Annotated in this window: 23 protein-coding genes; 9 read left to right on the top strand and 14 right to left on the bottom strand. The window is 63.2% G+C overall.

Translation table 11 applies throughout. The features are described 5' to 3' along the window. Positions 1–117 precede the first annotated feature (117 nt). The 5 genes from C4K40_RS27595 to C4K40_RS27575 all read left to right on the top strand — a co-directional run bounded on the left by C4K40_RS27595 (position 118) and on the right by C4K40_RS27575 (position 4418). Positions 118–1275 (top strand): D-alanyl-D-alanine carboxypeptidase family protein, encoded by a 1158-nt coding sequence (locus C4K40_RS27595; protein WP_022641202.1) that lies wholly within the window; start codon positions 118–120, stop codon positions 1273–1275. 81 nt (positions 1276–1356) lie between these two features. Next, positions 1357–1632, top strand: coding sequence for a DUF493 domain-containing protein (locus C4K40_RS27590; RefSeq protein ID WP_025129297.1), 276 nt, complete (start codon positions 1357–1359; stop codon positions 1630–1632). Then, a complete protein-coding gene (lipB, locus tag C4K40_RS27585; RefSeq protein WP_053134793.1) occupies positions 1632–2279 on the top strand; it encodes a lipoyl(octanoyl) transferase LipB in 648 nt (215 codons plus the stop codon). Before C4K40_RS27590 ends, lipB begins: the two co-directional genes overlap by 1 nt. A gap of 1 nt (position 2280) precedes the next feature. Continuing rightward, positions 2281–3306, top strand: a complete 1026-nt coding sequence (lipA, locus tag C4K40_RS27580; RefSeq protein WP_022641199.1) for a lipoyl synthase — start codon at positions 2281–2283, stop codon at positions 3304–3306. Positions 3307–3470: 164 nt separating this feature from the next. Next, complete coding sequence (locus C4K40_RS27575) at positions 3471–4418, top strand: LD-carboxypeptidase (RefSeq protein ID WP_022641198.1); 948 nt, start codon at positions 3471–3473, stop codon at positions 4416–4418. Between the two features lie 42 nt (positions 4419–4460). Here C4K40_RS27575 and C4K40_RS27570 read toward each other — a convergent pair whose 3' ends face one another. The 5 genes from C4K40_RS27570 to leuS form a co-directional block, all read right to left on the bottom strand. Beyond that, entirely contained in the window at positions 4461–5783 is a 1323-nt protein-coding gene (locus C4K40_RS27570; protein WP_053134790.1) for a lytic murein transglycosylase, read from the bottom strand. 63 nt (positions 5784–5846) lie between these two features. Then, positions 5847–6008: an alternative ribosome rescue factor ArfA gene (gene arfA / locus C4K40_RS27565; protein WP_022641196.1), complete on the bottom strand. Its 162-nt coding sequence runs from the start codon at positions 6006–6008 to the stop codon at positions 5847–5849. 99 nt (positions 6009–6107) lie between these two features. Beyond that, positions 6108–7145: a DNA polymerase III subunit delta gene (gene holA, locus C4K40_RS27560; RefSeq protein WP_053134787.1), complete on the bottom strand. Its 1038-nt coding sequence runs from the start codon at positions 7143–7145 to the stop codon at positions 6108–6110. A gap of 39 nt (positions 7146–7184) precedes the next feature. Further along, complete coding sequence (gene lptE / locus C4K40_RS27555; RefSeq protein ID WP_022641194.1) at positions 7185–7790, bottom strand: LPS assembly lipoprotein LptE; 606 nt, start codon at positions 7788–7790, stop codon at positions 7185–7187. 88 nt (positions 7791–7878) lie between these two features. After that, positions 7879–10485: a leucine--tRNA ligase gene (gene leuS / locus C4K40_RS27550; protein WP_053134784.1), complete on the bottom strand. Its 2607-nt coding sequence runs from the start codon at positions 10483–10485 to the stop codon at positions 7879–7881. 260 nt (positions 10486–10745) lie between these two features. On the opposite strand from leuS, the gene C4K40_RS27545 reads away from it, so the two are divergent. Beyond that, positions 10746–11066: a hypothetical protein gene (locus C4K40_RS27545; RefSeq protein WP_053134781.1), complete on the top strand. Its 321-nt coding sequence runs from the start codon at positions 10746–10748 to the stop codon at positions 11064–11066. A 126-nt stretch (positions 11067–11192) separates the two neighbouring features. Further along, positions 11193–11954, top strand: a complete 762-nt coding sequence (locus C4K40_RS27540; RefSeq protein WP_053134778.1) for a YdcF family protein — start codon at positions 11193–11195, stop codon at positions 11952–11954. 31 nt (positions 11955–11985) lie between these two features. On the opposite strand, the gene lnt is transcribed toward C4K40_RS27540, so the two are convergent. The 5 genes from lnt to miaB all read right to left on the bottom strand — a co-directional run bounded on the left by lnt (position 11986) and on the right by miaB (position 17534). Further along, positions 11986–13521 carry an apolipoprotein N-acyltransferase gene (gene lnt / locus C4K40_RS27535; protein ID WP_022641190.1) on the bottom strand — a complete coding sequence of 512 codons (1536 nt, stop codon included), beginning with the start codon at positions 13519–13521 and terminating at the stop codon, positions 11986–11988. Between the two features lie 173 nt (positions 13522–13694). After that, positions 13695–14534, bottom strand: a complete 840-nt coding sequence (locus tag C4K40_RS27530; RefSeq protein WP_022641189.1) for an HlyC/CorC family transporter — start codon at positions 14532–14534, stop codon at positions 13695–13697. A 41-nt stretch (positions 14535–14575) separates the two neighbouring features. Beyond that, complete coding sequence (gene ybeY, locus C4K40_RS27525; RefSeq protein WP_022641188.1) at positions 14576–15034, bottom strand: rRNA maturation RNase YbeY; 459 nt, start codon at positions 15032–15034, stop codon at positions 14576–14578. Next, positions 15027–16046 (bottom strand): PhoH family protein, encoded by a 1020-nt coding sequence (locus C4K40_RS27520; protein WP_022641187.1) that lies wholly within the window; start codon positions 16044–16046, stop codon positions 15027–15029. The genes ybeY and C4K40_RS27520 overlap by 8 nt, the downstream gene beginning before the upstream one ends. A gap of 159 nt (positions 16047–16205) precedes the next feature. Continuing rightward, entirely contained in the window at positions 16206–17534 is a 1329-nt protein-coding gene (gene miaB, locus C4K40_RS27515; protein ID WP_022641186.1) for a tRNA (N6-isopentenyl adenosine(37)-C2)-methylthiotransferase MiaB, read from the bottom strand. A gap of 134 nt (positions 17535–17668) precedes the next feature. Here miaB and C4K40_RS27510 point away from each other — a divergent pair, with 134 nt between their 5' ends. After that, positions 17669–17995 carry a DUF1820 family protein gene (locus tag C4K40_RS27510; RefSeq protein WP_022641185.1) on the top strand — a complete coding sequence of 109 codons (327 nt, stop codon included), beginning with the start codon at positions 17669–17671 and terminating at the stop codon, positions 17993–17995. Positions 17996–18067: 72 nt separating this feature from the next. Here the strand turns inward: C4K40_RS27510 and C4K40_RS27505 are convergent, their stop codons facing one another. From C4K40_RS27505 to C4K40_RS27490, 4 genes are all read right to left on the bottom strand, one after another. Further along, entirely contained in the window at positions 18068–18622 is a 555-nt protein-coding gene (locus C4K40_RS27505; protein ID WP_022641184.1) for a tetratricopeptide repeat protein, read from the bottom strand. A 221-nt stretch (positions 18623–18843) separates the two neighbouring features. Continuing rightward, on the bottom strand, positions 18844–20127 hold the full coding sequence (gene hemL / locus C4K40_RS27500; RefSeq protein ID WP_022641183.1) for a glutamate-1-semialdehyde 2,1-aminomutase: 1284 nt from the start codon (positions 20125–20127) through the stop codon (positions 18844–18846). A 21-nt stretch (positions 20128–20148) separates the two neighbouring features. Continuing rightward, positions 20149–20772, bottom strand: a complete 624-nt coding sequence (thiE, locus tag C4K40_RS27495; RefSeq protein ID WP_022641182.1) for a thiamine phosphate synthase — start codon at positions 20770–20772, stop codon at positions 20149–20151. Between the two features lie 18 nt (positions 20773–20790). Further along, positions 20791–21588: a hydroxymethylpyrimidine/phosphomethylpyrimidine kinase gene (locus tag C4K40_RS27490; protein WP_031320583.1), complete on the bottom strand. Its 798-nt coding sequence runs from the start codon at positions 21586–21588 to the stop codon at positions 20791–20793. Between the two features lie 292 nt (positions 21589–21880). On the opposite strand from C4K40_RS27490, the gene C4K40_RS27485 reads away from it, so the two are divergent. Beyond that, positions 21881–24247 carry a 7TM diverse intracellular signaling domain-containing protein gene (locus tag C4K40_RS27485; protein ID WP_053134776.1) on the top strand — a complete coding sequence of 789 codons (2367 nt, stop codon included), beginning with the start codon at positions 21881–21883 and terminating at the stop codon, positions 24245–24247. Positions 24248–24288: the final 41 nt, after the last annotated feature.

The following is a 24288-nucleotide window of genomic DNA, read 5'->3' as shown; positions in this document are numbered from 1 at the left end:
AACAAAAGCCCGGCAAGGGTCGTGAGTGAACAACGCACACGCGACAACCCTTCAGAAGGTTGTCTGAAATAGTTTTGCCCCCAGGGGCAAGTTTCCATTAGCAACTTCGAGAGACGGATGAACATCACCACCTTTGCCAAACGCCTGTGCCTGCTTCTACCGCTGATCATCACACCCGCCGCCTGGGCGGTCGAGGTGATGCCGTCACCACCGCAGCTGGCCGCCAAGTCCTACGTGCTCATGGATGCCAGCAGCGGAAACGTGCTGGTGGAGAACAATGGTGACCAGCGCCTGCCGCCGGCCAGCCTCACCAAGCTGATGACCGCCTACATCGCCACCCTGGAAATCCGCCGTGGCCAGATCGGCGAGAACGACCCGGTGACCGTCAGCGAAAACGCCTGGCGCACTGGCGGTTCGCGGATGTTCATCAAGGTAGGGTCGCAGGTGTCCGTCAGCGACCTGCTGCACGGCATCATCATCCAGTCGGGCAACGATGCCAGCGTGGCGATTTCCGAGCACATCGCCGGTAGCGAAGACGCCTTCGCCGACATGATGAACAAGACCGCCGGCGACCTGGGCATGAGCAACAGCCACTTCATGAACCCCACCGGCCTGCCGAACCCCGAGCATTACTCGTCGGCCCATGACATGGCGCTGTTGGCACGCGCGATCATTCATGAAGATCCGGCCCACTATGCGATCTACTCGCAGAAGGAGTTCTTCTGGAACGGCATCAAGCAGCCTAACCGCAACCTGTTGCTGTGGCGTGACAAGACCGTCGATGGCCTGAAGACCGGGCATACCGACGAAGCGGGCTACTGCATGGTGTCCTCGGCGGTACGTGATGGCATGCGCCTGATTGCCGTGGTGTTCGGCACCAACAGCGAGCAGGCCCGGGCTGCCGAGACCCAGAAACTGCTGACCTATGGCTTCCGTTTCTTCGAAACCCAGACCTTCTACCAGAAGGGCACCGAACTGGCCCAGGCGCCGGTATGGAAGGGCACCACGCATCAGGTCAAGGCTGGCCTGGCCCAGGACCTGACCATGACCATGCCCAAGGGCCAGCTGAAGAAGCTGGCAGCCAGCATGACCATGAACCCGCAACTGGTCGCGCCGATCGCCAAGGGCGACGTGATCGGTAAAGTCGAAGTGAAACTGGACGACAAGGTGGTGCACAGCGCCGACCTGATCGCCCTGGAAGCAGTCGACGAAGGTGGTATCTTCCGTCGCATGTGGGATAGCATCCGTCTATTCTTCTACGGCTTGTTCAACTGATATTGTCGACCCACGTGGCCCTCGCTCCCAAGCGGAGCGGGGGCCATGTCCGTCGCCACGGCTTACGAGGCCGTTATTGCCATGACAGACACTGACGTTAAGTCGCACAAGATTGAGTTTCCCGTCGATGACTATCCGATCAAGGTGATCGGTGACACGGTCGTCGGCTTCAAGGACACCGTGATCGAGATCCTTGCCAAGTACGCCACCCTGGACATCAAGTCCCTGGCCGAGCGCCAGAGCAGCAATGGCAAGTACACCACGGTGCAACTGCACATCACCGCCACTGGTGAAGACCAACTGCGTGATATCAATAGTGCCCTGCGCGCTACCGGTGTCGTCCACATGGTGCTGTGATGCCACGGACGCTGGGCTTTCGTGAGCTTGGCCTGAGGGCCTACGAGCCGGTCTGGCAGGCCATGCAGCGCTTTACCAACGAACGCGGGACCGATGCACCGGACGAGGTCTGGCTGGTGCAGCATCCTCCGGTCTTCACTCAGGGGCAGGCCGGCAAGGCCGAGCATCTGCTGGTGCCGGGGGATATTCCGGTGGTGCAGGCTGATCGTGGTGGCCAGGTGACCTATCATGGTCCGGGCCAGCTGGTAGCCTATTTGCTGCTGGACGTGCGCAGGCTGGGTTTCGGCGTGCGTGAACTGGTCAGCCGCATGGAGCAATGCCTGGTGGAGTTGCTGGCCAGCTACGGCGTGCCGGCGGCGGCCAAGCCCGATGCACCGGGTGTTTACGTCGATGGGGCGAAAATCGCCTCCCTGGGCCTGCGTATCCGTCATGGATGCTCCTTTCACGGTCTGGCCTTGAACGTGGATATGGATTTGCAGCCGTTTCGACGGATTAACCCCTGTGGTTATGCCGGTCTGGCGATGACCCAGCTGAGCGACCATGCAGGGCCGATTGAATTTGCCGAGGTAAGTGCCCGGCTGCGTGCGCAGCTCGTCAAACACCTCGACTACGCTGAGCAGACGACCCTAACGGGCGGAATCGACTGATATGACTACTGCGCAACAAGACGCTGTTCAAACCCTGATCCCGACGCTGGATGTTTCCGAGCGGCCAGCCCGCGCGAAAGTTGAAACCGGCGTCAAGTTGCGCGGTGCGGAAAAGGTCGCGCGTATCCCGGTGAAGATCATCCCGACCACCGAGCTGCCGAAGAAGCCCGACTGGATCCGCGTACGTATCCCGGTATCCCCGGAAGTCGACCGGATCAAGCAACTGCTGCGCAAGCACAAGCTGCATAGCGTCTGCGAAGAGGCTTCCTGCCCGAACCTGGGCGAGTGCTTCTCCGGCGGCACCGCGACCTTCATGATCATGGGTGACATCTGCACCCGCCGTTGCCCGTTCTGCGACGTGGGCCATGGTCGTCCCAAGCCCCTGGACGTGGATGAGCCGATGAACCTGGCGGTGGCCATCGCCGACCTGCGCCTGAAGTACGTGGTGATCACCTCGGTGGACCGCGACGACCTGCGCGACGGTGGCGCCCAGCACTTTGCCGATTGCATCCGTGAAATCCGCAAGCTCTCGCCGAACGTACAGTTGGAAACCCTGGTTCCCGACTACCGTGGCCGCATGGACATTGCCCTGGAAATCACCGCGGCGACTCCACCGGACGTGTTCAACCACAACCTGGAAACCGTGCCACGCCTGTACAAGGCCGCCCGCCCGGGTTCCGACTACCAGTGGTCGCTGACCCTGCTGCAGAAGTTCAAGCAGCTGGTGCCCCATGTGCCGACCAAATCCGGCTTGATGCTGGGCCTGGGTGAGACCGACGACGAAGTCATCGAAGTGATGAAGCGCATGCGCGAGCATGACATCGACATGCTGACCCTTGGCCAGTACCTGCAGCCGTCGCGTAACCACCTGCCGGTGCAGCGTTTCGTGCATCCGGACACCTTCGCCTGGTTCGCCGAGGAAGGCTACCGGATGGGCTTCAAGAACGTGGCCTCCGGTCCGCTGGTGCGTTCCTCGTACCACGCCGACGAACAAGCGAAGCTGGCCAAGGAAGGTCTGGTTTCCTGATTCGCCAAGCCCGCGGGAGCTGGCTCCTGCGGGCGTTTCCGCCGACTCCCTCGAGTCCCATCGCCTGCCCTTGGGCTTTCTGCTCCTCGCGGGCTATTTCCCCCTTCTGTTTCGCGGCATTCATGGCTACTGTGCTCCAGTGAATTCGCACAGGGAGAATCCGTATGCCCATCCAACCGACCGCCGCCCTCCATGCCCACCTGCCCGTGCCGGCGCTGGCGGCCGAAGGCGTCATCGGTCTTATCGCTCCGGCCGGTCCGGCCGCGCTGGATACCGCCAAGGCTTTCCAGTGGATGCGCTCCAGGGGATACGACTTGCGGATCTTCCCCGGAGTGGGGCAGCAGGACGGCTATCTGGCCGGCAGTGATGAGGTGCGCCTGCAAGACCTGCATGATGCTTTCGCCGACTCCGAGGTGGACGCCATCCTGTGTTTGCGCGGGGGCTATGGCAGCCCGCGGTTGCTGGACAAGATCGACTTCGACCTGTTGCGGCGCAATCCCAAGCCCTTCGTCGGCTACAGCGACATCACCGCTTTGCACCTGGCGATCAATCGTTATGCCGGGTTCGTGAGTTTTCACGGACCTTTGCTCAACGCCGACCTGCTGGCAGCCAAGCAGGCTCCCACTGAGGCGTCGTTCTTCAATCTGTTGCGCGGGCAGGTCAGGGCCGGCAGCCCGTTGCCCCATCCCGTGGCATTTCCCTTGACCACCGTCGAGCCAGGTATCGCACAGGGCGCGCTGCTGGGGGGGAACCTGTCGATCATCGCCAGCACCCTGGGTACGCCCTATGACATCGTCGCCGACGGCATCATCCTGTTCATCGAGGACGTCAACGAACCGCTGTATCGCATCGATCGCCTGCTCAATCACCTGCGGCTGGCGGGCAAGCTCGACAAGTTGCGGGGTGTTTTGGTGGGGGATGTGGCCGGAGTGGATTTCACTGCGCTATGTGACTTGCTCAAGCGCACCTTCGAGCCGTTGCGGATACCGGTACTGGCCGGCTGGCGCAGCGGTCATTGCGACCCTAACCTGACCTTGCCCATGGGGGCGCTGGTCAGGCTGGATGCCGGAGCCAGGGAGCTGACCCTGGCCCAGGATGTGGTCTTCAAATAACCGGCTGACGGAACAGCGAACTTTCCTGTTGCGAATTGCGGCTCAACGACTGCGCAGGCTGTCCAGCAGCTTGCGGGTCGGGTAGCCGTCCGCCGGCCACCCCAGGGTCTGCTGGGCGCTGCGGATGGCCTTGCGGGTGTTGGCGCCGATGATGCCGTCGGGGTTGCCGGCATCGTAGTTGTTGGCGTTGAGCTGGGTCTGCAGGTCGATACGTTCGCTGCGACTCAAGGGCAGTTCGTCCTTGGGCCAGTCGCCGCTGATCAGTCCGGCACCGCTGAAGCGCTCGGACAACAGGTTCACCGCCAACGCATAGGATGAGGAATTGTTGTACTTGAGCACGGCCCGGAAGTTATCCAGGATCAGGAACGCCGGTCCCCGATAACCCGCTGGCAGCAGCAGGGACGCGGACAGTTGCTCGGAGCCGTAGGGCAACGCCTTGCCGTTGGCTGGCTTCATCCCCAGGCGCATCCACTCGGCCACGCTCTTGCGCGTGCTGGCATCGGCCAGGGCGTAGTCGAAACCACTGTTGAGCTGGACTTCCAGACCCCAGGGCTGGCCTTTCTGCCAGCCCGAGCTTTGCAGGTAGTGCGCCGTCGAGGCCAGGGCATCGGCCGGGCTGTTCCAGATATCCCGGCGGCCGTCACCGTCGAAATCCACGGCATGGGTGTTGTAGGTGGTCGGGATGAACTGGGTCTGGCCCATGGCCCCGGCCCAGGAACCGAGCATCTTCTCGGGCTGGATATCGCCATGCTGGATGATCTGCAATGCGGCGATCAGCTGGCTGTTGGCGAAGGCCGGGCGTCGGCCCTCATAGGCCAGGGTCGCCAGCGAGCGGATCACCGACTTGTTGCCCTGGAAATCGCCGAAGTTGCTTTCCATGCCCCAGACGGCCACCAGCGCCTGGCGATCCACGCCGTAGCGCTGTTCGATGCGTTGCAGGATGTCGCCATACTGGTTCAGCAGGGCCTGGCCCTTGCGCACGCGTACGGGTGATAGCGCGCCGTCCAGGTATTCCCATACCGGGCGGGTGAACTCTGGCTGGCTGCGATCGGCCTTGATCACGCTCATGTCCGGAGTGATGCCGGCGAAGGCGCGGTCGAACACATCGGCACGGATACCGGCATTCAGCGCTTCAGAGCGAAAGGCACTCAGCCACTGTTCGAAGCTCTGGGTCGGTTGGATGTCCAGGTTATCGACCACCAGGGGGACGACGGTCGCTGGTGCGGCAATGGGGGGCGACTGGAGTGCGGGCAACGGTTGGGCATCGGCGGCGGTGGGTTTTTCCGCGCAGGCGACGAGCAGAATCAGGCTGGAGGCAGCGATCAGTTGGCGCAGGTGCCAACGACGGGAAATACAAAAGGGCATGCACAGGTCCAGAGAGAATGACAATCAGGTGCAGACCTTATCATGCCTGTGGGGTCCAGGGCTTCAGGCGGCCAGAAAGTAAGAAGCCTCCCAGTTTTTGGACTGGAAGGCTTCGCGGCGGTAGCTGCCTTTGCCCTTGGCCGGGCGCTCCTGGCGGCAACGGAACAGTGGCTGGGCAATGATGGATTTGGCCTTGTTGGGGCCATGCTTGGATGGCTTGCTCATGCTCGATACTCGCTTTATGGGGAGAGGTACAACGGCGCGCATCATCGGCCAGCTGGGCACTGCTGTCCAGTACCCATGATCTTTTCCCGTATTGCGGACTTACTCGGCAGGCAGGGGCAGGCGTTGGCCGGCCATCAGCAGTGACAGGCGACTCAGGCTGCTCCAGGCGGAACCGCTGGCCTGGCCCTTGATCTGTGCGTCGATACGCTGGGCATCCAACAGCAGTTGGCTCCAGCGCTGGGCGGAATAGCGTTGCAGGGCCTTGCTCATCAGTGGCTTGCGCTTGTCCCAGACAGGCGGGCGGGCTTGGCTGAAAACCTTGTCCAAGGGGATTCCCTGGCCGAATTGCTGGGCCAGGTTGGCCAGTAGCCGTAGCTCCCGGGACAGGGCCCAGAGGATCACCGGAGGCTCGACCCCTTCGCCCTTGAGCCCTTCGAGCATGCGCAAGGCATGCGCCGCTTCCCCGTTGAGGATGGCGTCGACCAGGCCAAATACGTCGAAGCGAGCACTGTCGGCCACGGCCGCCTGTACCGTTTCGACAGTGACCTGCCCTCCCTCGGCCATCAACTTGAGCTTTTCGATTTCCTGGGCGGCAGCCAGCAGATTGCCCTCGACCCGAGCCGCGATCAGCTCCACGGCGTCCTGGTTGGCGGACATCCCAGCCTGGGACAGGCGCTGGCGAATCCACTGTGGCAACTGGTTGGCGTCCACTGGCCAGATCTGCACGAACTGGGTCTGGGCGCCTTCCACCAGGGCCTTGCCCCATTTGGTTTTCTGCGTGCTACCGTCGAGCTTGGGCAGGCTGATCAACAGCACGGTGTCTTCGGCCGGGCGCGAGCAGTATTCGATCAGGGCAGCAGCACCTTTGTCCCCGGGCTTGCCCGAAGGCAGGCGCAGTTCCAGCAGGCGCTTCTGCGCGAAGAGCGACATGCTGGCGCCAGCCAGCAACAGGCTGCCCCAGTCGAAATTGGCATCGGCGCTGAACACCTGGCGTTCGTCATAGCCCTGCTGGCGTGCCGTGATGCGTATGGCATCGGCGGCTTCCTGGCAGAGCAGGGGATCGTCGCCGCTGATCACGTAGACCGGGGCGAGGGAGCCTTGCAGGTGTTTACCGAGTTGGGCGGGGGCGAGTTTCATAGATGCGGGTCGGTGGGGCGCCGGAGCGCCCCACAAGGCTTACTGGTTCGGCAGTTCCATAGGGGACTGTTGCGGAGTTTCGGCTTCGGCCTTGCGTGCTGCTTCCAGGGCGTCGGCATCGGCCTTGGCCTTGGCTTCGGCGGTAGCCTGCAATTGTGCCAGCTGTTCCGGGCTCAGCAGTTGCAGGCGGATTATCATGCGCTGGACCAGGTCGCGGCGCATTTCCTGATAGGTCTGAGCCGATTCCTGACCGGAGCCGGTGATGTTGTTGCCGTCATGAACGAAGACTTTCTGCACTTCCAGTTTGTCGTTCAGCAGGTGCAGGTTGTCATGGGTCAGGATTTCATATTCCAGCTTAGTGCTGATTTCATACTCGGCAGAGTTGCCGCCGCCGGTGTAGCTGAGGGTGCGCTGGGAGTTCGACTCGCGCTGCAAGACCAGCTTGTAGGGCGCGCCGGCATGAACGCGGACACCGCTGCTTTCCAGTTGTTGCTGCAGCAGTTTCACCGTCGCGCCGTAGGCGTCCCGGGCGCTGAGGTCGAGTTCCTTGATGCTCAATTCCTGGGTGCCAGTACCGCGCAGTTGAAAGCCGCAGGCGCTCAATACCAGAGCCAGGCCCATCACCAGCAGGTTACGTTTGATCATGTATTGCTCCCCTTGAAACCATATGGGCCAACCCTGTGGCCCTGAAGGTCTTGTTCGGCGCCCGGTTCCCACCGGACGCCTGATCCAATTAGCTGGCGACGATGTTGACCAGTTTGCCCGGTACCACGATGACCTTGCGGATGGTCAGCCCCTCGGTGAAGCGCAGTACGTTTTCGTTGCTGCGGGCGGCGGCTTCGACTTCCTCGCGGCTGGCGCTGGCTGGCATCTCGATCTGGCCACGCAGCTTGCCGTTGACCTGCACTACCAGTTGCAGGCTGTCCTGCACCAGGGCGCTTTCGTCCACGATCGGCCAGGTGGCATCGATGACTGCACCGTCATGGCCCAGCTGGTTCCACAGTTCATGGCTGATATGTGGAGTGATCGGAGCCAGCAGCAAGGTGACGGCCTCCAGGCCCTCCTGCAACAGGGCGCGGTCCTGTTCACTGGTTTGTGGCGCTTTTTCCAGCACGTTCATCACGGTCATCACTTGGGCGATGGCGGTGTTGAACTTGTGGAACTGACCCACGTCGGTGCTGGCCTGCTTGATGGCTGAGTGGATGGCGCGGCGGATCACCTTCTGCTCGTCGCTCAGGGTGGTGACATCCAGCTTGCCCGGCAGGCCCTGGGCTACGTGAGCCTGGGCCAGGCGCCAGACGCGACGCAGGAAACGGCTGGCACCTTCGACACCGGAGTCGGACCATTCCAGGCTCATGTCGGGCGGCGAGGCGAACATCATGAACAGGCGGCAGGTATCGGCGCCGTACTGCTCGATCATCGATTGTGGATCGACGCCGTTGTTCTTCGACTTCGACATCTTCTCGGTGCCGCCGATCTCCACCGGCAGGCCATCGGTCTTCAGGCGCGCGCCAATGATCTTGGCCTTGGCATCGCGCTCGACTTCGACGTCAGCCGGGTTGAACCAGTCCTTGCCGCCGTTGCTGGCGACACGGTAGTAGGTCTCGGCGACCACCATGCCCTGGGTCAGCAGGTTCTTGAACGGCTCGTTGGAGGTGACCAGGCCTTCATCGCGCATCAGCTTGTGGAAGAAGCGTGCGTACAGCAGGTGCAGGATCGCGTGTTCGATACCGCCGATGTACTGGTCCACCGGCAGCCAGTGGTTGGCGGCTTTCGGATCGACCATGCCACCTTCGTAGTTCGGCGAGGCGTAGCGGGCGAAGTACCAGGACGACTCGACGAAGGTGTCCATGGTGTCGGTTTCGCGCTTGGCCGCAGTGCCGCATTTCGGGCAAGTGCACTCGTAGAATTCCGGCATGCGCGCCAGTGGCGAGCCGGCGCCGTCGGGCACCACGTCTTCGGGCAGCTTGACCGGCAGTTGGTCTTCCGGCACCGGTACATCGCCACAGGATGGGCAATGGATGATCGGGATCGGGCAGCCCCAGTAGCGCTGGCGGCTGATGCCCCAGTCGCGCAGGCGGAACTGGGTGCGCGACTTGCCCAGTTCCTTGCGGATCAGCGCAGCTTCGATGGCGTCGAAGGCGCCAGCGAAGTCCAGGCCGTCGAACTCGCCGGAGTTGATCAGTTGGCCGTGCTCGCCATAGGCGGCCTGCCATTCGCCACCGACTTCATCGCCGGCGCTGGTGCGCACCACGGCTTTCATCGGCAGGTTGTACTTGTGGGCGAACTCGAAGTCGCGCTCGTCGTGGGCCGGCACGGCCATCACCGCGCCATCGCCGTAGTGCATCAGCACGTAGTTGGCGACCCACACCGGCAGCTTCTCGCCGGTCAGCGGGTGTTCGACGAACAGGGAAGTGGGCATGCCCTTCTTCTCCTGAGTGGCCATGTCGGCCTCGGCGACGCTGCCGCTCTTGCATTCGTCGATGAACGCCTGCAGTGCTGCATCGCCCTGGGCGGCCTGGGTCGCCAGCGGATGTTCGGCGGCGACGGCCACGTAGGTGGCGCCCATCAGGGTGTCGGGACGGGTGGTGAAGACTTTCAGCGCGCCGGCCTGGCCGATGCTGGCCTGGTCATAGGGGAACTGCACTTCCATGCCGCGGGACTTGCCGATCCAGTTGCGCTGCATGGTCTTGACCTGCTCGGGCCAGCCCGGCAGCTCGTCGAGGCTTTCCAGCAGCTCGTCGGCGTAGTCGGTGATGCGGAAGTAGTACATCGGGATTTCGCGCTTCTCGATCAGCGCGCCCGAGCGCCAGCCACGGCCGTCGATGACCTGTTCGTTGGCCAGTACGGTCTGGTCCGCCGGGTCCCAGTTCACGGTGCCGTTCTTGCGGTAGATCACGCCCTTCTCGAACAGGCGAGTGAACAGCCACTGTTCCCAGCGGTAGTAGTCCGGCTTGCAGGTAGTGACCTCGCGCGACCAGTCCACCGCCAGGCCCAGGCTACGCAGCTGGCTCTTCATGTAGGCGATGTTTTCGTAGGTCCACTTGGCCGGTGCGACGTTGTTCTTCATCGCGGCGTTTTCCGCCGGCATGCCGAAGGCGTCCCAACCCATGGGTTGCAGGACGTTCTTGCCTTGCATGCGCTGGTAGCGGGAGATGACGTCGCCGATGGTGTAGTTGCGCACGTGCCCCATGTGTAGCTTGCCGCTCGGGTACGGGAACATCGATAGGCAGTAGTAAGTGTCCTTGCCTGGCTGTTCGCTGACTTCAAACGACTTTTGCTCATCCCAGAAGGACTGGGCGGCGGCTTCTATATCACGGGGCAGGTATTGTTCGTGCATGGCTACTTTATGTACTGGATAAGGGTGGCCTAATCCTCTTCAACGCAACTCGGGTAGTGACGGCGCCAAACATGGCGTTTGCAGTTCCCGGTGGAGCTGGAAGTGGAGTTACAGGAAGCGCCGTAGCATACATGACCGCGCTCTGCCTAGGGAAACCCTGATTGCGCGCGCGGGCCGTTGGTCGCGGCGGCGCGTGGCCTGCGGCTGCCCGGCTAAGCTCAAAAAGGGGAGTGAGTCTTATTCTTCTATGAGGTGAACGGATGCTTGAATTGCAGCGCAAGGCAACAGGACCGGAGGTGTACGAGCGGCTGCTGAATCGACTGGCTCTGGCCCTGGATGCAGCGAGAACCGCGGATCGGCTGCGCGATGAACGCTCCGTCGAATTGGAGCTGCGGGGGTTGAGCCCTGCCGAACTGGAATTGATCCGGGCCTACCTGGCCCATAACCGGCGTGAGATGCCGGTCGATGTATCGAGCAATCTGCAACACCAGGAGGCGCCTCGTTCGGCCAAGATCATCTGGCTGAAGGACAAGGCCCCCGTCCGGGGTCCGGTGAAGGTCCGGTCCCGGCAATTCAAGTAGGTTCCAGGGCCCCGGAGCGGGGCGAATGAGGTCGTTGCCGAGGACCTCGAAAGCGAAAATCACCGGCGTCGGTTGTTGCCGGATAACCATCCCTTTAGGCTTCGGACATCTTTTTGGAGATGTCCGATGCCTTTTCGCTATTTCATCAAACAGTTATTGCTGCCGCCCGGCGTTCTCCTGCTGTTGCTGCTATTCGCCTGGATGTTGCGTCGTTCCAGACCGCGTCTCGCCCGTTGCTGTTTCTTCCTCGGCCTGGGTGGTTTCTGGCTGATGAGCTTGCCGGTGATGGTGGAGTGGGGCGCCCGTGGACTCGAGCAATTGCCACCCCTGCCACAGGAACAGTGGGCCAGGTTGGCCGAGCAGGCCGATGCCATTGTGGTCCTGGGGTCGGGGCGCGAGCGTGGCGATCCGGCTTGGGGCACTGACCAGCCCACTGGCGTGGGCCTGGAGCGCGAGCGCTATGCCGCCCGGCTGGCCAAGGCTTCCGGCCTGCCCGTGCTGACCAGTGGTGGCCTGCATTACGGCACGCCGCCAAGCGAGGCCGCGTTGATGGCTGACTCACTGCGCGACGACTTCGGAGTGACGGTGCGCTGGCAGGAAGATCGCAGCCGCACCACCTGGGAGAATGCGCAGTTCAGTGCCGAGGTCCTGTTGCCCAAGGGCGTCAAGCGTGTGGTAGTGGTGACCCAGGCCTGGCACATGCCGCGTTCGGCCTGGAGCTTCGAGCATGCAGGGTTCGTGGTGGTGCCGGCGCCGGTGGGGTTCCTGGGGGTGGACAACGCCCGGCCACTAGGTGGCTGGATGCCGGAGTTCAAGTCCATCTGGCAGAGCGGGCAATTGCTCAATGAGGCGGTGGGCCAGGTGGGGTATCGCCTGTTCTATCGCTGAGTGCCGGCTCCCGGGGGAGCCGGCGCGGGGTTCAGACGGTCTTGGCGATCCGGCTGGCGAGCAGCGCCCAGCCCAGCAGCAGGGTGCAGAGTATTACCAGAGGCCAGGAGCGCCATTGCAGGTAGGGCGTCAGGTTGTGCATGGGCACTACTTCGCCATACAGGATGCCGCGCTCGAACTGGGGGATCTGCACGGTGATCTTGCCGAACGGGTCGATCAGTCCGGTGACGCCGTTGTTGGTGGCGCGGATCATCCAGCGGCCGGCCTCCAGGGCGCGCATCTGGGCCATCTGCAGGTGCTGCAGGGGGCCGATGGACGTGCCGAACCAGGTGTCGTTGCTGATGGTCAGCAGCAGGTCGCTGCGGGCCGAGAGACTGGCGGCGAACTCGGGGTAGACCACCTCATAGCAAATGAAGGGCGCGACCTGGTAGCCCTTGGCTTGCAGCAAGGGTTGGTCGGCCGGGCCGCGGGCGAAGTCGGACATGGGCAGGTCGAAGAAGTCGATCAGGCCCCGCAGCAGGTCCTGTAGCGGTACATATTCGCCAAAGGGCACCAGCTTCTGCTTCAGGTAGGTGCCGTCGCCCTCGCCGGTTACGGTGATGCCGTTGAAGTAGCGCTTCTCGTGGTGCACCAGCTGGCGCACCGGTACTCCGGTGATCAGCGCGGAATGACGATCGGCGGCGAAGTTGCCCATCATCGACAGATAGCCTTCGGCCGACTCCTTGAGCACTGGAACCGCGGTTTCCGGCCATACCAGCAGGTCCACGCGCTTGCTGGCCAGGCTCATGTCGCGGTACAGGCCCAGTTGCGCATTGAGTTGGGCGGGGTCCCATTTCATGCTCTGTTCGATATTGCCCTGGATGGCCGCAACCGACAGCGGCTCCCCCGCTGGGCTGGTCCAGGCATGGCCCTTGAGTGCCAGGCCGGCTACCCAAGGGGCCGCCAGCAGTACCAGCCCTGCTGCGATGAAACCCTTGCGACCGTTGCCGATCAGGCGTGGCAGGTTGTAGAGCAGGGCAGCGGTCAAGGCCAGGGCGAAGGAAATAAGCCAGATGCCGCCTAGCGGTGCGAGCCCGGCCAAGGGACCGTCCAGCTGGCTGTAGCCGGAATAGAGCCACGGGAAGCCGGTGAGGAACCAGCCTCGGAAGGCTTCCTGGCCCAACCACAGGGCGGCGAACGCCAGGGCATCGGCCAGTGGCGCTTCGTTGCGTCGTAGCCAGCGGGCCCAGAGCCACGCGGGCAGGGCGAAGAACCAGGCGATGGCGGCGATGAAGGCCAGCATCAGCAAGCCTGCAAGCAGAACCGAGGCGCCGCCGTAGGTGTGGATGCTGACGTAGATCCAGCTGGTGCCAGCGCCGAACAGGCCGAAACCGAAGCACCAGCCCCGGCCCAGGGCCTGGCGTGGCGTCAGTTGCCGCAGGCCGGCGTAGAACAGGCCGACGGCCAGCAACGCCAGTGGCCAGATGTCGTAGGGGGCCAGGGCCAGGGTGGTGATGGCGCCAGCCGCGACGGCCAGCAGGTTGCCGGGCCAGCCGGGTTGAAGCGAGCGCTGCAAGAGGCGTTTCATCAGCTCTTTCCTGTATCGCACCGGGCAGGGCGCGAGGAGATTGTTCGGGTTGATTCAGCTGAGCGTCGAATCACGCAGCGCTTTGCCGCTGGCCCCTGCGCAGGCCCCCTGCCGGCTGCCGATCGGTCGGCGGCCAGGCGAGGTTCCAGTGGGAGGGGCGAGACGTCCAGTTCTCAGCGAGAGACGGGGGTCAGGCGCAGCAGGTGGATCCGCCGGCTGTCGGCATTGAGCACGCGGAAGCGATAGGCACCGATTTCAGTGATTTCGTTGCGTTTTGGCAAGTGGCCAAACGCACTCATCACCAGCCCGCCGACAGTATCGAACTCGTCGTCGGAGAAGTCGCTGTCGAAGAACTGGTTGAAGTTCTCGATCGGCGTCAGCGCCTTGATCAGGAAGTCACCACTGGGCAGCGGCTTGATGTAGCTGTCTTCCTCGACGTCGTGCTCGTCCTCGATATCGCCGACGATCTGTTCCAGCACGTCCTCGATGGTCACCAGGCCCGCTACGCCGCCGTATTCGTCGATGACGATGGCCATGTGGTTATGGTTGGCGCGGAACTCGCGCAACAGCACGTTCAGGCGCTTGGACTCCGGCACGAAGGTGGCCGGGCGCAGCAGGTCCTTGATATTGAAGCTGTCGCCGTTCTCCTTGAGGATCAGGGGCAACAGGTCCTTGGCCAGGAGGACGCCCATCACGTCGTCATGGCTTTCACCGATCACCGGATAACGCGAGTGTGCGGAATCGATGACCGCGGGCAGGAATTCCCGGGGGGTCTGGGTCGCCTTGATGCTGATCATCTGCGAGCGCGGGACCATGATGTCCCGGACTTGCAGGTCAGCGACCTGGATGGCGCCTTCGACGATGGCCAGCGCTTCGCTGTCCAGCAATTTGTTCTGATGGGCTTCGCGCAGCAGCTCCAGCAGCTCCTGGCGGTTTTTCGGCTCATGGGCAAAAGCCTGGGTCAGTTTGCCCAGCCATGACTTTTGCCCGTTGCTCGATCGATCTTCGCTCATAGCGATTGCTCTGAATCCTTAGGTTGTTACAAGTGGGTTGTTCAGCTTTCGTCGTCTGCATAAGGGTCGGGATGACCCAGTTCTGCAAGCAATGTACGTTCCAGGGCTTCCATTTCCTCGGCTTCGTCGTCATCTATATGGTCGTAGCCCAACAGATGCAAGCAGCCGTGAATCACCAGGTGGGCCCAGTGGGCCTCGAGCGCCTTGCCTTGCTCGGCCGCTTCCCGTTCGACCACCGGGATGCAGATCACCAGGTCTCCCAGCAGCGGGATATCCAGCAACTCATCCGGCACTTCCGCAGGAAATGACAGCACATTGGTGGCGTAATCTTTATGACGCCAGGTGTGGTTCAGCTCGCGGCCTTCGGCTTCGTCGACCAGGCGGATGGTCAGTTCGGAGTCGGCGGTGCGCTGGCGCAGGGCCAGCTCGCACCATTGGCGGAACTGTTGGTCGCTGGGGGCCGGCTGTTGGCTGGCGCGCTGCAGATCGAGCTCAAGCATCGTGGCGGCTGCCCCTGTCGGCGGCGGCCTTGGCGGCTTCGTCGGCACTGTGCTGCTCGAAGCGCTCGTAGGCTTCGACGATGCGCTGCACCAGAGGGTGGCGCACCACGTCCTTGGGCATGAAGTGCGTGAAGCTGATGCCCGGGACATCGCCCAGCACCTTGATCACGTGGGCCAGGCCGGACTTGGTGCCCTTGGGCAGGTCGACCTGGGTGATGTCGCCGGTGATCACCGCCGTGGAGCCGAAGCCGATCCGGGTAAGGAACATCTTCATCTGTTCCACGGTGGTGTTCTGGCTTTCGTCGAGGATGATGAAGCTGTTGTTCAAGGTCCGGCCACGCATGTAGGCCAAGGGCGCGATCTCGATGACCTGGCGCTCGATCAGCTTGGCCACATGCTCGAAGCCGAGCATTTCATACAGCGCGTCGTACAGCGGACGCAGGTACGGGTCGATTTTCTGTGCCAGGTCGCCAGGCAGGAAACCCAGTTTTTCACCGGCTTCCACCGCCGGGCGCACCAACAGGATGCGCCGTACTTGTTCGCGCTCCAGGGCGTCCACCGCGCAGGCTACCGCCAGGTAGGTCTTGCCGGTACCGGCCGGGCCGATGCCGAAGTTGATGTCGTTGGCGAGGATTTCCTTGACGTAGCGCTGCTGGTTCAGGCCGCGCGGCCGGATCATGCCCTTGCGGGTGCGCAGGGCGACAGCGGCGTCGGCCACCGAAGGATTGTCGAGCTGTTCCACGGCGGATTCCTGGAGGAACAGGTGCACCAGGTCCGGCGACAGCTCGGTACCCTTGGTTTCCCGGTAGAGACGGCGCAGGAGGTTTTCCGCGGAGGTGGTGTGCTTGGGTTCGCCGATCAGTTCGAACTGATTGCCGCGATTGCGGATCTCGATCGCCAGGCGCTGCTCGATCAAGCGCAAATGCTCGTCGAACTGCCCGCACAGATTGGCGAAGCGGCGAGCCTCGAAGGGCTCGAGGATGAAACGATGAGGTTCTATGGGTGCGTTCAAGGTCGTTTTTAGCCGCCCAACGGCAATTAAGATGAATTCAAGGATAACGCCAGCAGCCTGGGTGCGAAAGCTCTTATGAGGAGCGATGACTGCCGGTGTTTCTCCAGGCCTCTGGCCCGGTCGGCAGGCTGGCTTGCGCCCAGGCCGGTTTCCTCGCCCCTACGCCAGCAACGAGCCACGCAGCGAGTGGGGCTGCGCGGAGTCGATGTGCACGTCGGCGAACTGGCCGATCAGGGTCGGATCGTCGCAGCGGAAGTTGACGATCCGGTTGTTCTCGGTCCGTCCTTGCAGCTCTCCAGGGTCTTTCTTGGAGTAGTCGGTCACCAGGATGCGCTGGGTCGAGCCGACCATCTGTCGGCTAATTTCGAAACCTTGCTGGTTCAACCGGTGCTGCAGGGCGTTCAGGCGTTCTTTCTTCAGCGCTTCCGGGGTGTCGTCCGCAAGGTCCGCGGCTGGGGTGCCGGGGCGCTGGCTGTAGACGAAGGAGTAGGAGAAGTCGAACCCCACGTCCTCGATCAGCTTCATGGTCTGCTGGAAGTCTTTCTCCGTTTCCCCGGGGAAACCGACGATGAAGTCCGAGCTGATGCAGATCCCCGGTACCGCCGCGCGCAGCTTGCGCAACTTGGATTTGTACTCCAGGGCGGTGTGGTTGCGTTTCATCGCGGCCAGGATGCGGTCCGAGCCCGACTGGACCGGCAGGTGCAGGTGCTTCACCAGTTCGGGGACTTCGGCGTGGGCCTGGATCAGGCTGTCGGAGAACTCCAGCGGGTGCGAGGTGGTGTAGCGGATCCGCTCGATGCCATCGACGGCCGCGACCACGCGGATCAGCTCGGCCAGGTCCGCAGTACGCCCTTCGTGGGTCTGGCCACGGTAGCCGTTGACGTTCTGGCCCAGCAGGGTGACCTCGCGGACGCCGTTTTCCGCCAGGTGGATGATCTCGGCGATCACATCATCGAACGGCCGGCTGACTTCTTCGCCACGGGTGTAGGGGACGACGCAGAAGGTGCAGTACTTGCTGCAGCCTTCCATCACCGAGACATAGGCGCTGGGGCCGTCGATGCGCGGCTCGGGCAGGTGGTCGAACTTCTCGATCTCGGGGAACGAGACATCCACCTGCGGCAGCTTGGTGGTTCGGGCGATGTCGATCATTTCCGGCAAGCGGTGCAGGGTCTGCGGGCCGAAGACCACGTCGACATAGGGAGCCCGGTCGCGGATGGCCGCGCCTTCCTGGCTGGCCACGCAGCCGCCCACGGCGATCACCATTTCCGGGTTGGCCAGCTTCAGCTCGCGCCAGCGCCCCAGTTGGGAGTAGACCCGGTCCTGGGCCCGTTCGCGGATCGAGCAGGTGTTGAGCAGGATGACGTCCGCGTCTTCGGCGCGCGCCGTGACTTCCAGGGCCTGGTTTTCACCCAGCAGATCCACCATGCGCGAGCTGTCGTACTCGTTCATCTGGCAACCGTGGGTTTCGATGTAAAGCTTTTTGGCCATGGACCTAGGTCTCAGGTGATTCAAAGAACCGCGCATTATAGGGTCCATGCCCCCAGGTTCCTAGCATTGCGCGTCGGGTAGCTATGCTATAGTTCGCGCCCCATTTTTCTCCCCCGACCTGTTGTCCGTCCGCCATGACCAAACGTGAAGCTCCAATCTACAAGGTGATTTTCCTCAACCAGGGCCAGGTGTTCGAGATGTACGCCAAGCAGATCTATCAGAGCGATCTGTGGGGATTCCTGGAGGTCGAAGAGTTCGTCTTTGGCGAGCGCACGCAAGTGGTGGTCGATCCTAGTGAAGAGAAGCTCAAGGCCCAGTTCGAAGGCGTGGTACGCAGCTTTGTGCCCATGCATTCGATCGTGCGCATCGACGAGGTGGAGCGCCTGGGAACGCCGAAGATCAGCGAAGCCCGTGGCGTGGGCAATGTCATGCCGTTCCCGATGCCGATGCCCGAGAAGTAACGTCGTTCGATGATTGCTAGCCGTTCCCGGTGAGCGGCGGCCGTCTTGCTGGCCAATGGCTGGCCGAGGCGGTCAAGGCAGGGGCGAGAAGGGCGAGCGGCCGTCGGCGCTCTGCAGTTCCAGCAGGTATTTACGGAAGATCTGTCCCAGCACCTGGGTGGCGACTTCCAGCTCGTCGCGCTGCATGTGCTCGGCGACTTCATCGGCGGTATCCAGGGCGTCTTCGGCGCCATTGACCGCAGCCATCTTCAGCACGATATAGGCCTGGACGTTGTTGGCCGGTACGCCTTCGCCGTGGAAGAACATGGTGCCGAGCTTGAACTGCGCCTGGGCGTGGCCTTGCAGGGAGGCTTTCTCGAAGTAGCTCAGGGCCAGGTTGAGGTCGCGTGGTACGCCCTTGCCCTCGTAGTAGAACTCACCCAACTCGTATTGCGCCTGGGCATCCCCTTCGTCGGCGGCCTTCTGGCACGCGGTAAGAGCCTCGGCCTGTTCCTGTGCCTGGGGATCGAGGGTGCAGCGACCCAGCGCTGGGATCAACAACGAGTTGCCGCCTGCTTGTGCGTGCGCGAGCAGGGGTTGAAGGAGCAACAGGCAGCCCAGTGTCAGGGCGCGGCCGGTGCGGTTCATGGGAATCGACTTACCTCTGAGGGGCGCGCGGCCCAGCGTGGGGCCCAATAAGCGCGCATTATGAAATAAGCAGGGCCCACCTTACAAAGTCTTTACTCGTTTTTCTGCCGCATGGGCGCGATATCCGCCGCTTTCGCCAGTATTTTCCCGGTCGGCGGGAGCAAAGTCCGCATAAAGGGCGTGACGGACGCTGTGGGTCGCAGCGTCCGCCGGCCGAGGCATCACTTCAAGGCAGCGAAGGCACGTTCCGCGGCATCCAGGGTCAGCTTCAGCTCGGTGTCGCCGTGGGCGATCGAGGTGAAGCCGGCTTCGAAGGCGCTTGGCGCCAGGTAGACGCCGCCTTCGAGCATCAGGTGGAAGAAGCGCTTGAACAGGTTGGCGTCGCTGGCCATCACGTCGTCGAAGGTGACGATGTCGTCGGCGCCGCTGAAGTACAGGCCGAACATGCCGCCCGCCTGGGTAGTGACGAACGGGATGCCGGCGGCATCGGCGCGTTGCTGCAGGCCTTCGAGCAGGCGGCTGGTGTAGTCGCTCAGCTCGGCGTGGAAGCCTGGGCGGCTGATCAAGCGCAGGGTGGTCAGGCCGGCCGCCATGGCCAGAGGGTTACCGGACAGGGTGCCCGCCTGGTACACCGGGCCCAGCGGGGCGATGCAGCCCATGATCTCGCGCTTGCCACCGAAGCAGCCCACCGGCATGCCGCCGCCGACGATCTTGCCGAAGGTCGACAGGTCCGGGGTCACGCCATAGTGGGCCTGGGCGCCGCCGAGGGCGACCCGGAAGCCGGTCATCACTTCGTCGAAGATCAGCACCACGCCGTGTTTGTCGCACTGCTCGCGCAGGCCTTCGAGGAAGCCCGGCGCCGGCGGTACGCAGTTCATGTTGCCGGCCACCGGTTCGACGATGATGCAGGCCACGGTCTGGCCGACTTCGGCCAGGGTCTTCTCGACGGCGGCGATGTCGTTGAACGGCAGGGTCAGGGTGTGCTTGGCGAAGTCGGCCGGGACCCCGGCCGAGCTTGGTACGCCCTGGGTCAGCAAGCCGGAGCCGGCCTTGACCAGCAGGCTGTCGGAGTGGCCGTGGTAGCAGCCTTCGAACTTGATGATGGCGTCACGGCCGGTATAACCACGTGCCAGGCGGATGGCGCTCATGGTGGCTTCGGTGCCGGAGCTGACCATGCGCACCATCTCCATGGACGGCACGATGGAGCACACCAGGTCGGCCATCTCGGTCTCCATGGCGGTCGGCGCGCCGTAGGACAGGCCGTGTTCCAGCTGCTTGCGTACGGCGTCCAGCACTTGCGGGTGGCTGTGGCCGAGGATCATCGGGCCCCAGGAGCCGACATAGTCGACATAGCGCTTGTCATCTTCGTCGGTGACGTAGGCGCCTTCGGCATGCTTGAAGAACAACGGAGTGCCGCCCACGCTGCGGAAAGCGCGGACCGGCGAGTTCACGCCACCGGGGATGTGTTTCTGGGCGTTGGCGAACAATGTTTCGGAACGAGACATGGCAGGGCTCTCAAAAAAATATCAAAGATCGAACAGGGCGTTGAAGGCGCGGGCACGACGGGTCACCTGTTCGGCGCTATCGGCACCGAACAGCCCGTGGACCACGGCCAGCAGGTCGGCGCCATGGCTGACCAGCGGTGCTGCGTTATCCAGGGTGATACCGCCGATCACGCAGATCGGCAGTTGCAGGCTGGCCCGGGCTTGGTCCAGCAACTCGAGGTTGGCGGTGGGCGCGCCGGGCTTGGTGCTGGAGTTGAAGAAGCGGCCGAAGGCAACGTAGCTGGCGCCCTCGCGCGCGGCTTGCTCGGCCAGTGCCAGCTGGCTGTGGCAGGTGGAGCCGATGATCGCCTGGCGCCCCAGCAGGGCCCGGGCCGGGGTCAGCGGGCCGTCGGTCTGGCCCAGGTGCACGCCTGCGCCGATGCGCGCCGCCAGCTCGGCGTCGTCGTTGATGATCAGCTGGGTCTTGTAGCGCTCGCACAGGCCGAGCAGGGCTTCGGCCTCCCGCAGGCGACGGGCCTGGTCGTCGCTCTTGTCGCGGTACTGCAACAGGGTGACGCCACCATCGAGCGCTGCTTCCACGTATTCCAGGAACTTGCCAGCCAACAGCTGGCTATCGGTGATGGCATACAGACCACGTAGTTTCATAGGGCGAGCCTCATGGCATTACGAGCAGAAATCCAGCGGCAAGCGGCGTGGGACGAACTGCCCGCGCCCCAGTTGTTCGGCGTCGCGCAGGGTCCGCCAGGTGTAGTCCAAGGCCGTTTTCACGGCGCTGGCCAGGTGCTCGCCCTGGGCCAGGCGGCCGGCGAGGGCGCTGGCCAGGGTGCAACCGGAACCGTGGTAGCTGCCGGGCAGGCGCTGGCAGGTATAGGTTTCACGCAGGCCGTCGCGGCTGTACAGGCGGTTGTGCACTTCGTGCTCGTCGCCATGGCCGCCGGTGATCAGCAGGTGCTTGATGTAGGGCAAAAGTTTTTCGGCGCATTGGTCGGCGGTGCCTTCGGGCAGTTCCGCCAGGATTCGGGCTTCGGGGAGGTTGGGGGTGGCGATGGTCGCCAGGGGCAGCAAGCGTTCGCGCATGGCGTAGCCCACTTCATCCTTGCCCAGCCGGCCGCCACCGCCGGCGCGCAGCACCGGGTCGCAGACCAGGGGCAGGTGCGGATGCGCCTGGAGCAGCTCGACCACGGTGTCGACCATTTCCAGGGAGCCGAGCATGCCCAGCTTGACCGCGGCCACCGTGGAATCGTTGAGCACGGCATTGGCCTGGGCCAGTACCCACTCGCGATCCAGGACGCGGAAATCGCTGACGTTGACCGTATCTTGCACGGTCAGGGCGGTTACAGCCGGAGCTGCGTGACAACCCTGGGCCAGCAGGGCTTCGATATCTGCCTGCAAGCCGGCGCCGCCACTGGGGTCGTGGCCGGAGAGACAGAGGACAACGGGGCGGGAGCTGTAGGTATTCATGGGCGGCGAGCTTACCACCAAACGCTTTTTTGCGCGGCGCCTGGCGCGGAATGATCCACGGAGCTGTTTTCCTGCCGACAATCCTGACCGAAGCAACAGCTCTAGCTCGCGGGATTGCGCTGAAAGGCCCGTTCTAGAGCCTTTAGACTAAAATTCTCGATAGTGTTCAATGGCCATCAGAGGCTATGCTAGAGTGGTTTCAAACCAATAACAGGTCATGCTGGTTGACGTCTTCTCAAAGGGAAATGGGGGGGCTTCCTGACGCAACCGGACAAGCCACGCCGGGGCTTTAATGCGCTATTTGCTGATGTTGCTGTTGAGCCTGCCGATGCTGGCTGGTGCCGTCGAGTTCGACGAGTTCACCCAACGCCTGCCCTTGGGGCGGGTGATGCAAGTCCTCGAGGACACAAGTGGCCAGGCGACGATCGCCGATGTCAGTTCCGAAGCCCTGGCCGGAGCCTTCAAGGCCCACGACCAGGACACGCTCAATGCAGGCTATTCGCGCTCGGCATTCTGGCTGCGGATCGACCTGGACTACCGCCCCGCCAACCCCGCCGCACAACGCAGCTGGCTGCTGGAGTTGGCCTACCCGCCCCTGGATCGCCTGGACCTGTACGTCCCCGATGAAAGCGGCGGTTATCGGTTAGCCGGGCGTACCGGTGACGCCTTGCCCTTCAGCAGCCGGCAGATCCACCAGAACAACTACCTGTTCAGCCTGAATTTCTCGCCCCACGAGCACAAGACCGTCTACCTGCGCCTTTCCAGCGAAGGTTCGATCCAGGCACCGGTGAGCCTCTGGTCCGACACCGCCTACCTGGAGGCCCAGCCCGCCCGGTTGTATGTACTGGGGCTGATCTACGGGGTGTTGCTGGGCATGCTGGTGTACAACCTGTTCATCTACCTCAGCGTCCGCGACACCAGCTACCTCTACTACATCGTCTATATCGCTTCGTTCGGCCTGTACCAGCTTTCGGTCAATGGCGCCGCGGTAGAGTACTTCTGGCCCGACAACCCCTGGTGGGCTAACGCAGCGACCCCCTTCTTCATCGGCTCGGCCGGCCTGTTCGGCAGCCAGTTCGCCCGCAGCTTCCTGCAGACCGCCCGCCACAGTCCCTGGGTCGACCGTGTCCTGTTGGCGCTGATGGCCTTCGGGGCCGTGGTCATGACCCTCTCGCTGATGACCAGCTACGCCCTGGCGCTGCGCCTGGCCACCACCCTGGCCCTGGTCTTCACCGTGGTCATCTATGTCGCGGGGATCGTCGCCTGGTGCCGTGGCCTGCGAGTGGCGCGCTATTTCATCATCGCCTGGTCGGCCTTCCTGTTCGGCGGAGTGATCAACACCCTGATGGTGCTCGGCTACCTGCCCAACGTGTTCCTGACCATGTACGCCAGCCAGATCGGCTCGGCGATCGAGGTGGCACTGCTGTCCCTGGCCCTGGCCGACCGTATCAACTCGATGCGCGAACAGCAGGCCCGGACCCTGCAGGACGCCGGGCAGAAGCTGGAGGTGCTGAACCAGCAACTGGCCCATAGCAATCGGCTCAAGGATGAATTCCTGGCCACCCTGACCCACGAACTGCGCACCCCGATGAATGGCGTCATCGGCTCCCTGGAACTGATGCAGACCCTGGAGCTGGATCCGGAGCTGGAGCAGTACCAGCAGACCGCCGCCGGCTCCGCCCGGGACATGATGCGCATGGTCAACGGCATCCTCACTCTCACCGAATTGCAGGCCGGCAAGCTCACGGCGCAAAGCCAGCCGTTCAGCCTGCGTTCGTTGCTGAGCGCCTTGCAGGCCCAGTTCGGCGCTAGCGCAGCGAACAAGTCGTTGTCGTTCCGGGTCGACCTGGGCGTCGGTATCCCCGATCGCTTGCTGGGGGATCGCTGCAAGCTCAGCCATTGCCTGGAGTGCCTGCTGGAGAACGCGGTCAAGTTCACCTCTGGCGGCGGCGTGATATTGCGTGTGGTCAGCAGGGCCGCCCCGGCTGGGCGGGTGAATCTGATCTTCGAGGTGATCGACAGCGGCATCGGCTTCGTCAACCTGGACGAAGCCACCCTGTACCAGCGTTTCTTCCAGCTCGATGGCTCCATGACCCGCGAATACGGTGGCCTGGGTATCGGCCTGGCGATCTGCCGGCAGCTGGTGGAACTGCTCGGCGGGCAGCTTACCCATGAATCCACACCGGGCCAGGGCAGCTGCTTCCGCCTGCATGTGGCGCTCGACTCCCAGGAACCGGTGGCCCGTTCGTCGGTCGTTGGTTCGCGGCGCCTGCCCGAGGATTGCAGCGTGCTGCTAGTGGACGACAACGACGTCAACCAGCTGGTGCTGCGGGGCATGCTGCTCAAGCTGGGGTACCGGGTACGCACTGTCGCCAGTCCCACCGATGCCTTGCAGGCGTTGGGGCGTGAGGCCATCAGCGCGGTGCTGCTGGACGGTGATATCAATACCGCCCAGGTCGGAGCGTTCCGCCTCCAGGCCCAGGCTTTGCCGGGGTATGCCCGTTTGCCGATCCTGCTGGCCTGCGTTCCCGGTACAGAGGGCTGCATCGGCGGTTCCGGGGCCGATTACCTGGGAAAACCGGTGAAATTCGAAGAACTGCAAGCCGTGCTGGCCAGGTGGGTACTGCGGGAAGAACAAGGCGAAAACGCCGATATTTAGGCGGATATGCCACTTTGAACGGAGGGAGGCGGGTGCTTAAC

It is taken from the genome of Pseudomonas sp. CMR5c (genome assembly GCF_003850545.1).
In the GTDB taxonomy this organism is placed as follows: domain Bacteria; phylum Pseudomonadota; class Gammaproteobacteria; order Pseudomonadales; family Pseudomonadaceae; genus Aquipseudomonas; species Aquipseudomonas piscis.
Note: the sequence above shows the minus strand (reverse complement) of the source record. Positions and strands in the feature narration are given on the sequence as shown.

Excerpts from the sequence above, each read along its gene's own strand:
- C4K40_RS27540 (WP_053134778.1), top strand. The coding sequence starts at position 11,193 with ATGCCTTTTCGCTATTTCATCAAACAGTTATTGCTGCCGCCCGGCGTT.
- lnt (WP_022641190.1), bottom strand. The coding sequence starts at position 13,521 with ATGAAACGCCTCTTGCAGCGCTCGCTTCAACCCGGCTGGCCCGGCAAC.
- lipA (WP_022641199.1), top strand. The coding sequence starts at position 2,281 with ATGACTACTGCGCAACAAGACGCTGTTCAAACCCTGATCCCGACGCTG.
- thiE (WP_022641182.1), bottom strand. The coding sequence starts at position 20,772 with ATGAAACTACGTGGTCTGTATGCCATCACCGATAGCCAGCTGTTGGCT.
- arfA (WP_022641196.1), bottom strand. The coding sequence starts at position 6,008 with ATGAGCAAGCCATCCAAGCATGGCCCCAACAAGGCCAAATCCATCATT.
- C4K40_RS27530 (WP_022641189.1), bottom strand. The coding sequence starts at position 14,534 with ATGAGCGAAGATCGATCGAGCAACGGGCAAAAGTCATGGCTGGGCAAA.
- C4K40_RS27545 (WP_053134781.1), top strand. The coding sequence starts at position 10,746 with ATGCTTGAATTGCAGCGCAAGGCAACAGGACCGGAGGTGTACGAGCGG.
- C4K40_RS27575 (WP_022641198.1), top strand. The coding sequence starts at position 3,471 with ATGCCCATCCAACCGACCGCCGCCCTCCATGCCCACCTGCCCGTGCCG.
- C4K40_RS27485 (WP_053134776.1), top strand. The coding sequence starts at position 21,881 with ATGCGCTATTTGCTGATGTTGCTGTTGAGCCTGCCGATGCTGGCTGGT.
- C4K40_RS27505 (WP_022641184.1), bottom strand. The coding sequence starts at position 18,622 with ATGAACCGCACCGGCCGCGCCCTGACACTGGGCTGCCTGTTGCTCCTT.
- lipB (WP_053134793.1), top strand. The coding sequence starts at position 1,632 with ATGCCACGGACGCTGGGCTTTCGTGAGCTTGGCCTGAGGGCCTACGAG.
- lptE (WP_022641194.1), bottom strand. The coding sequence starts at position 7,790 with ATGATCAAACGTAACCTGCTGGTGATGGGCCTGGCTCTGGTATTGAGC.
- C4K40_RS27590 (WP_025129297.1), top strand. The coding sequence starts at position 1,357 with ATGACAGACACTGACGTTAAGTCGCACAAGATTGAGTTTCCCGTCGAT.
- C4K40_RS27510 (WP_022641185.1), top strand. The coding sequence starts at position 17,669 with ATGACCAAACGTGAAGCTCCAATCTACAAGGTGATTTTCCTCAACCAG.
- ybeY (WP_022641188.1), bottom strand. The coding sequence starts at position 15,034 with ATGCTTGAGCTCGATCTGCAGCGCGCCAGCCAACAGCCGGCCCCCAGC.
- holA (WP_053134787.1), bottom strand. The coding sequence starts at position 7,145 with ATGAAACTCGCCCCCGCCCAACTCGGTAAACACCTGCAAGGCTCCCTC.
- leuS (WP_053134784.1), bottom strand. The coding sequence starts at position 10,485 with ATGCACGAACAATACCTGCCCCGTGATATAGAAGCCGCCGCCCAGTCC.
- C4K40_RS27595 (WP_022641202.1), top strand. The coding sequence starts at position 118 with ATGAACATCACCACCTTTGCCAAACGCCTGTGCCTGCTTCTACCGCTG.
- C4K40_RS27490 (WP_031320583.1), bottom strand. The coding sequence starts at position 21,588 with ATGAATACCTACAGCTCCCGCCCCGTTGTCCTCTGTCTCTCCGGCCAC.
- C4K40_RS27570 (WP_053134790.1), bottom strand. The coding sequence starts at position 5,783 with ATGCCCTTTTGTATTTCCCGTCGTTGGCACCTGCGCCAACTGATCGCT.
- miaB (WP_022641186.1), bottom strand. The coding sequence starts at position 17,534 with ATGGCCAAAAAGCTTTACATCGAAACCCACGGTTGCCAGATGAACGAG.
- hemL (WP_022641183.1), bottom strand. The coding sequence starts at position 20,127 with ATGTCTCGTTCCGAAACATTGTTCGCCAACGCCCAGAAACACATCCCC.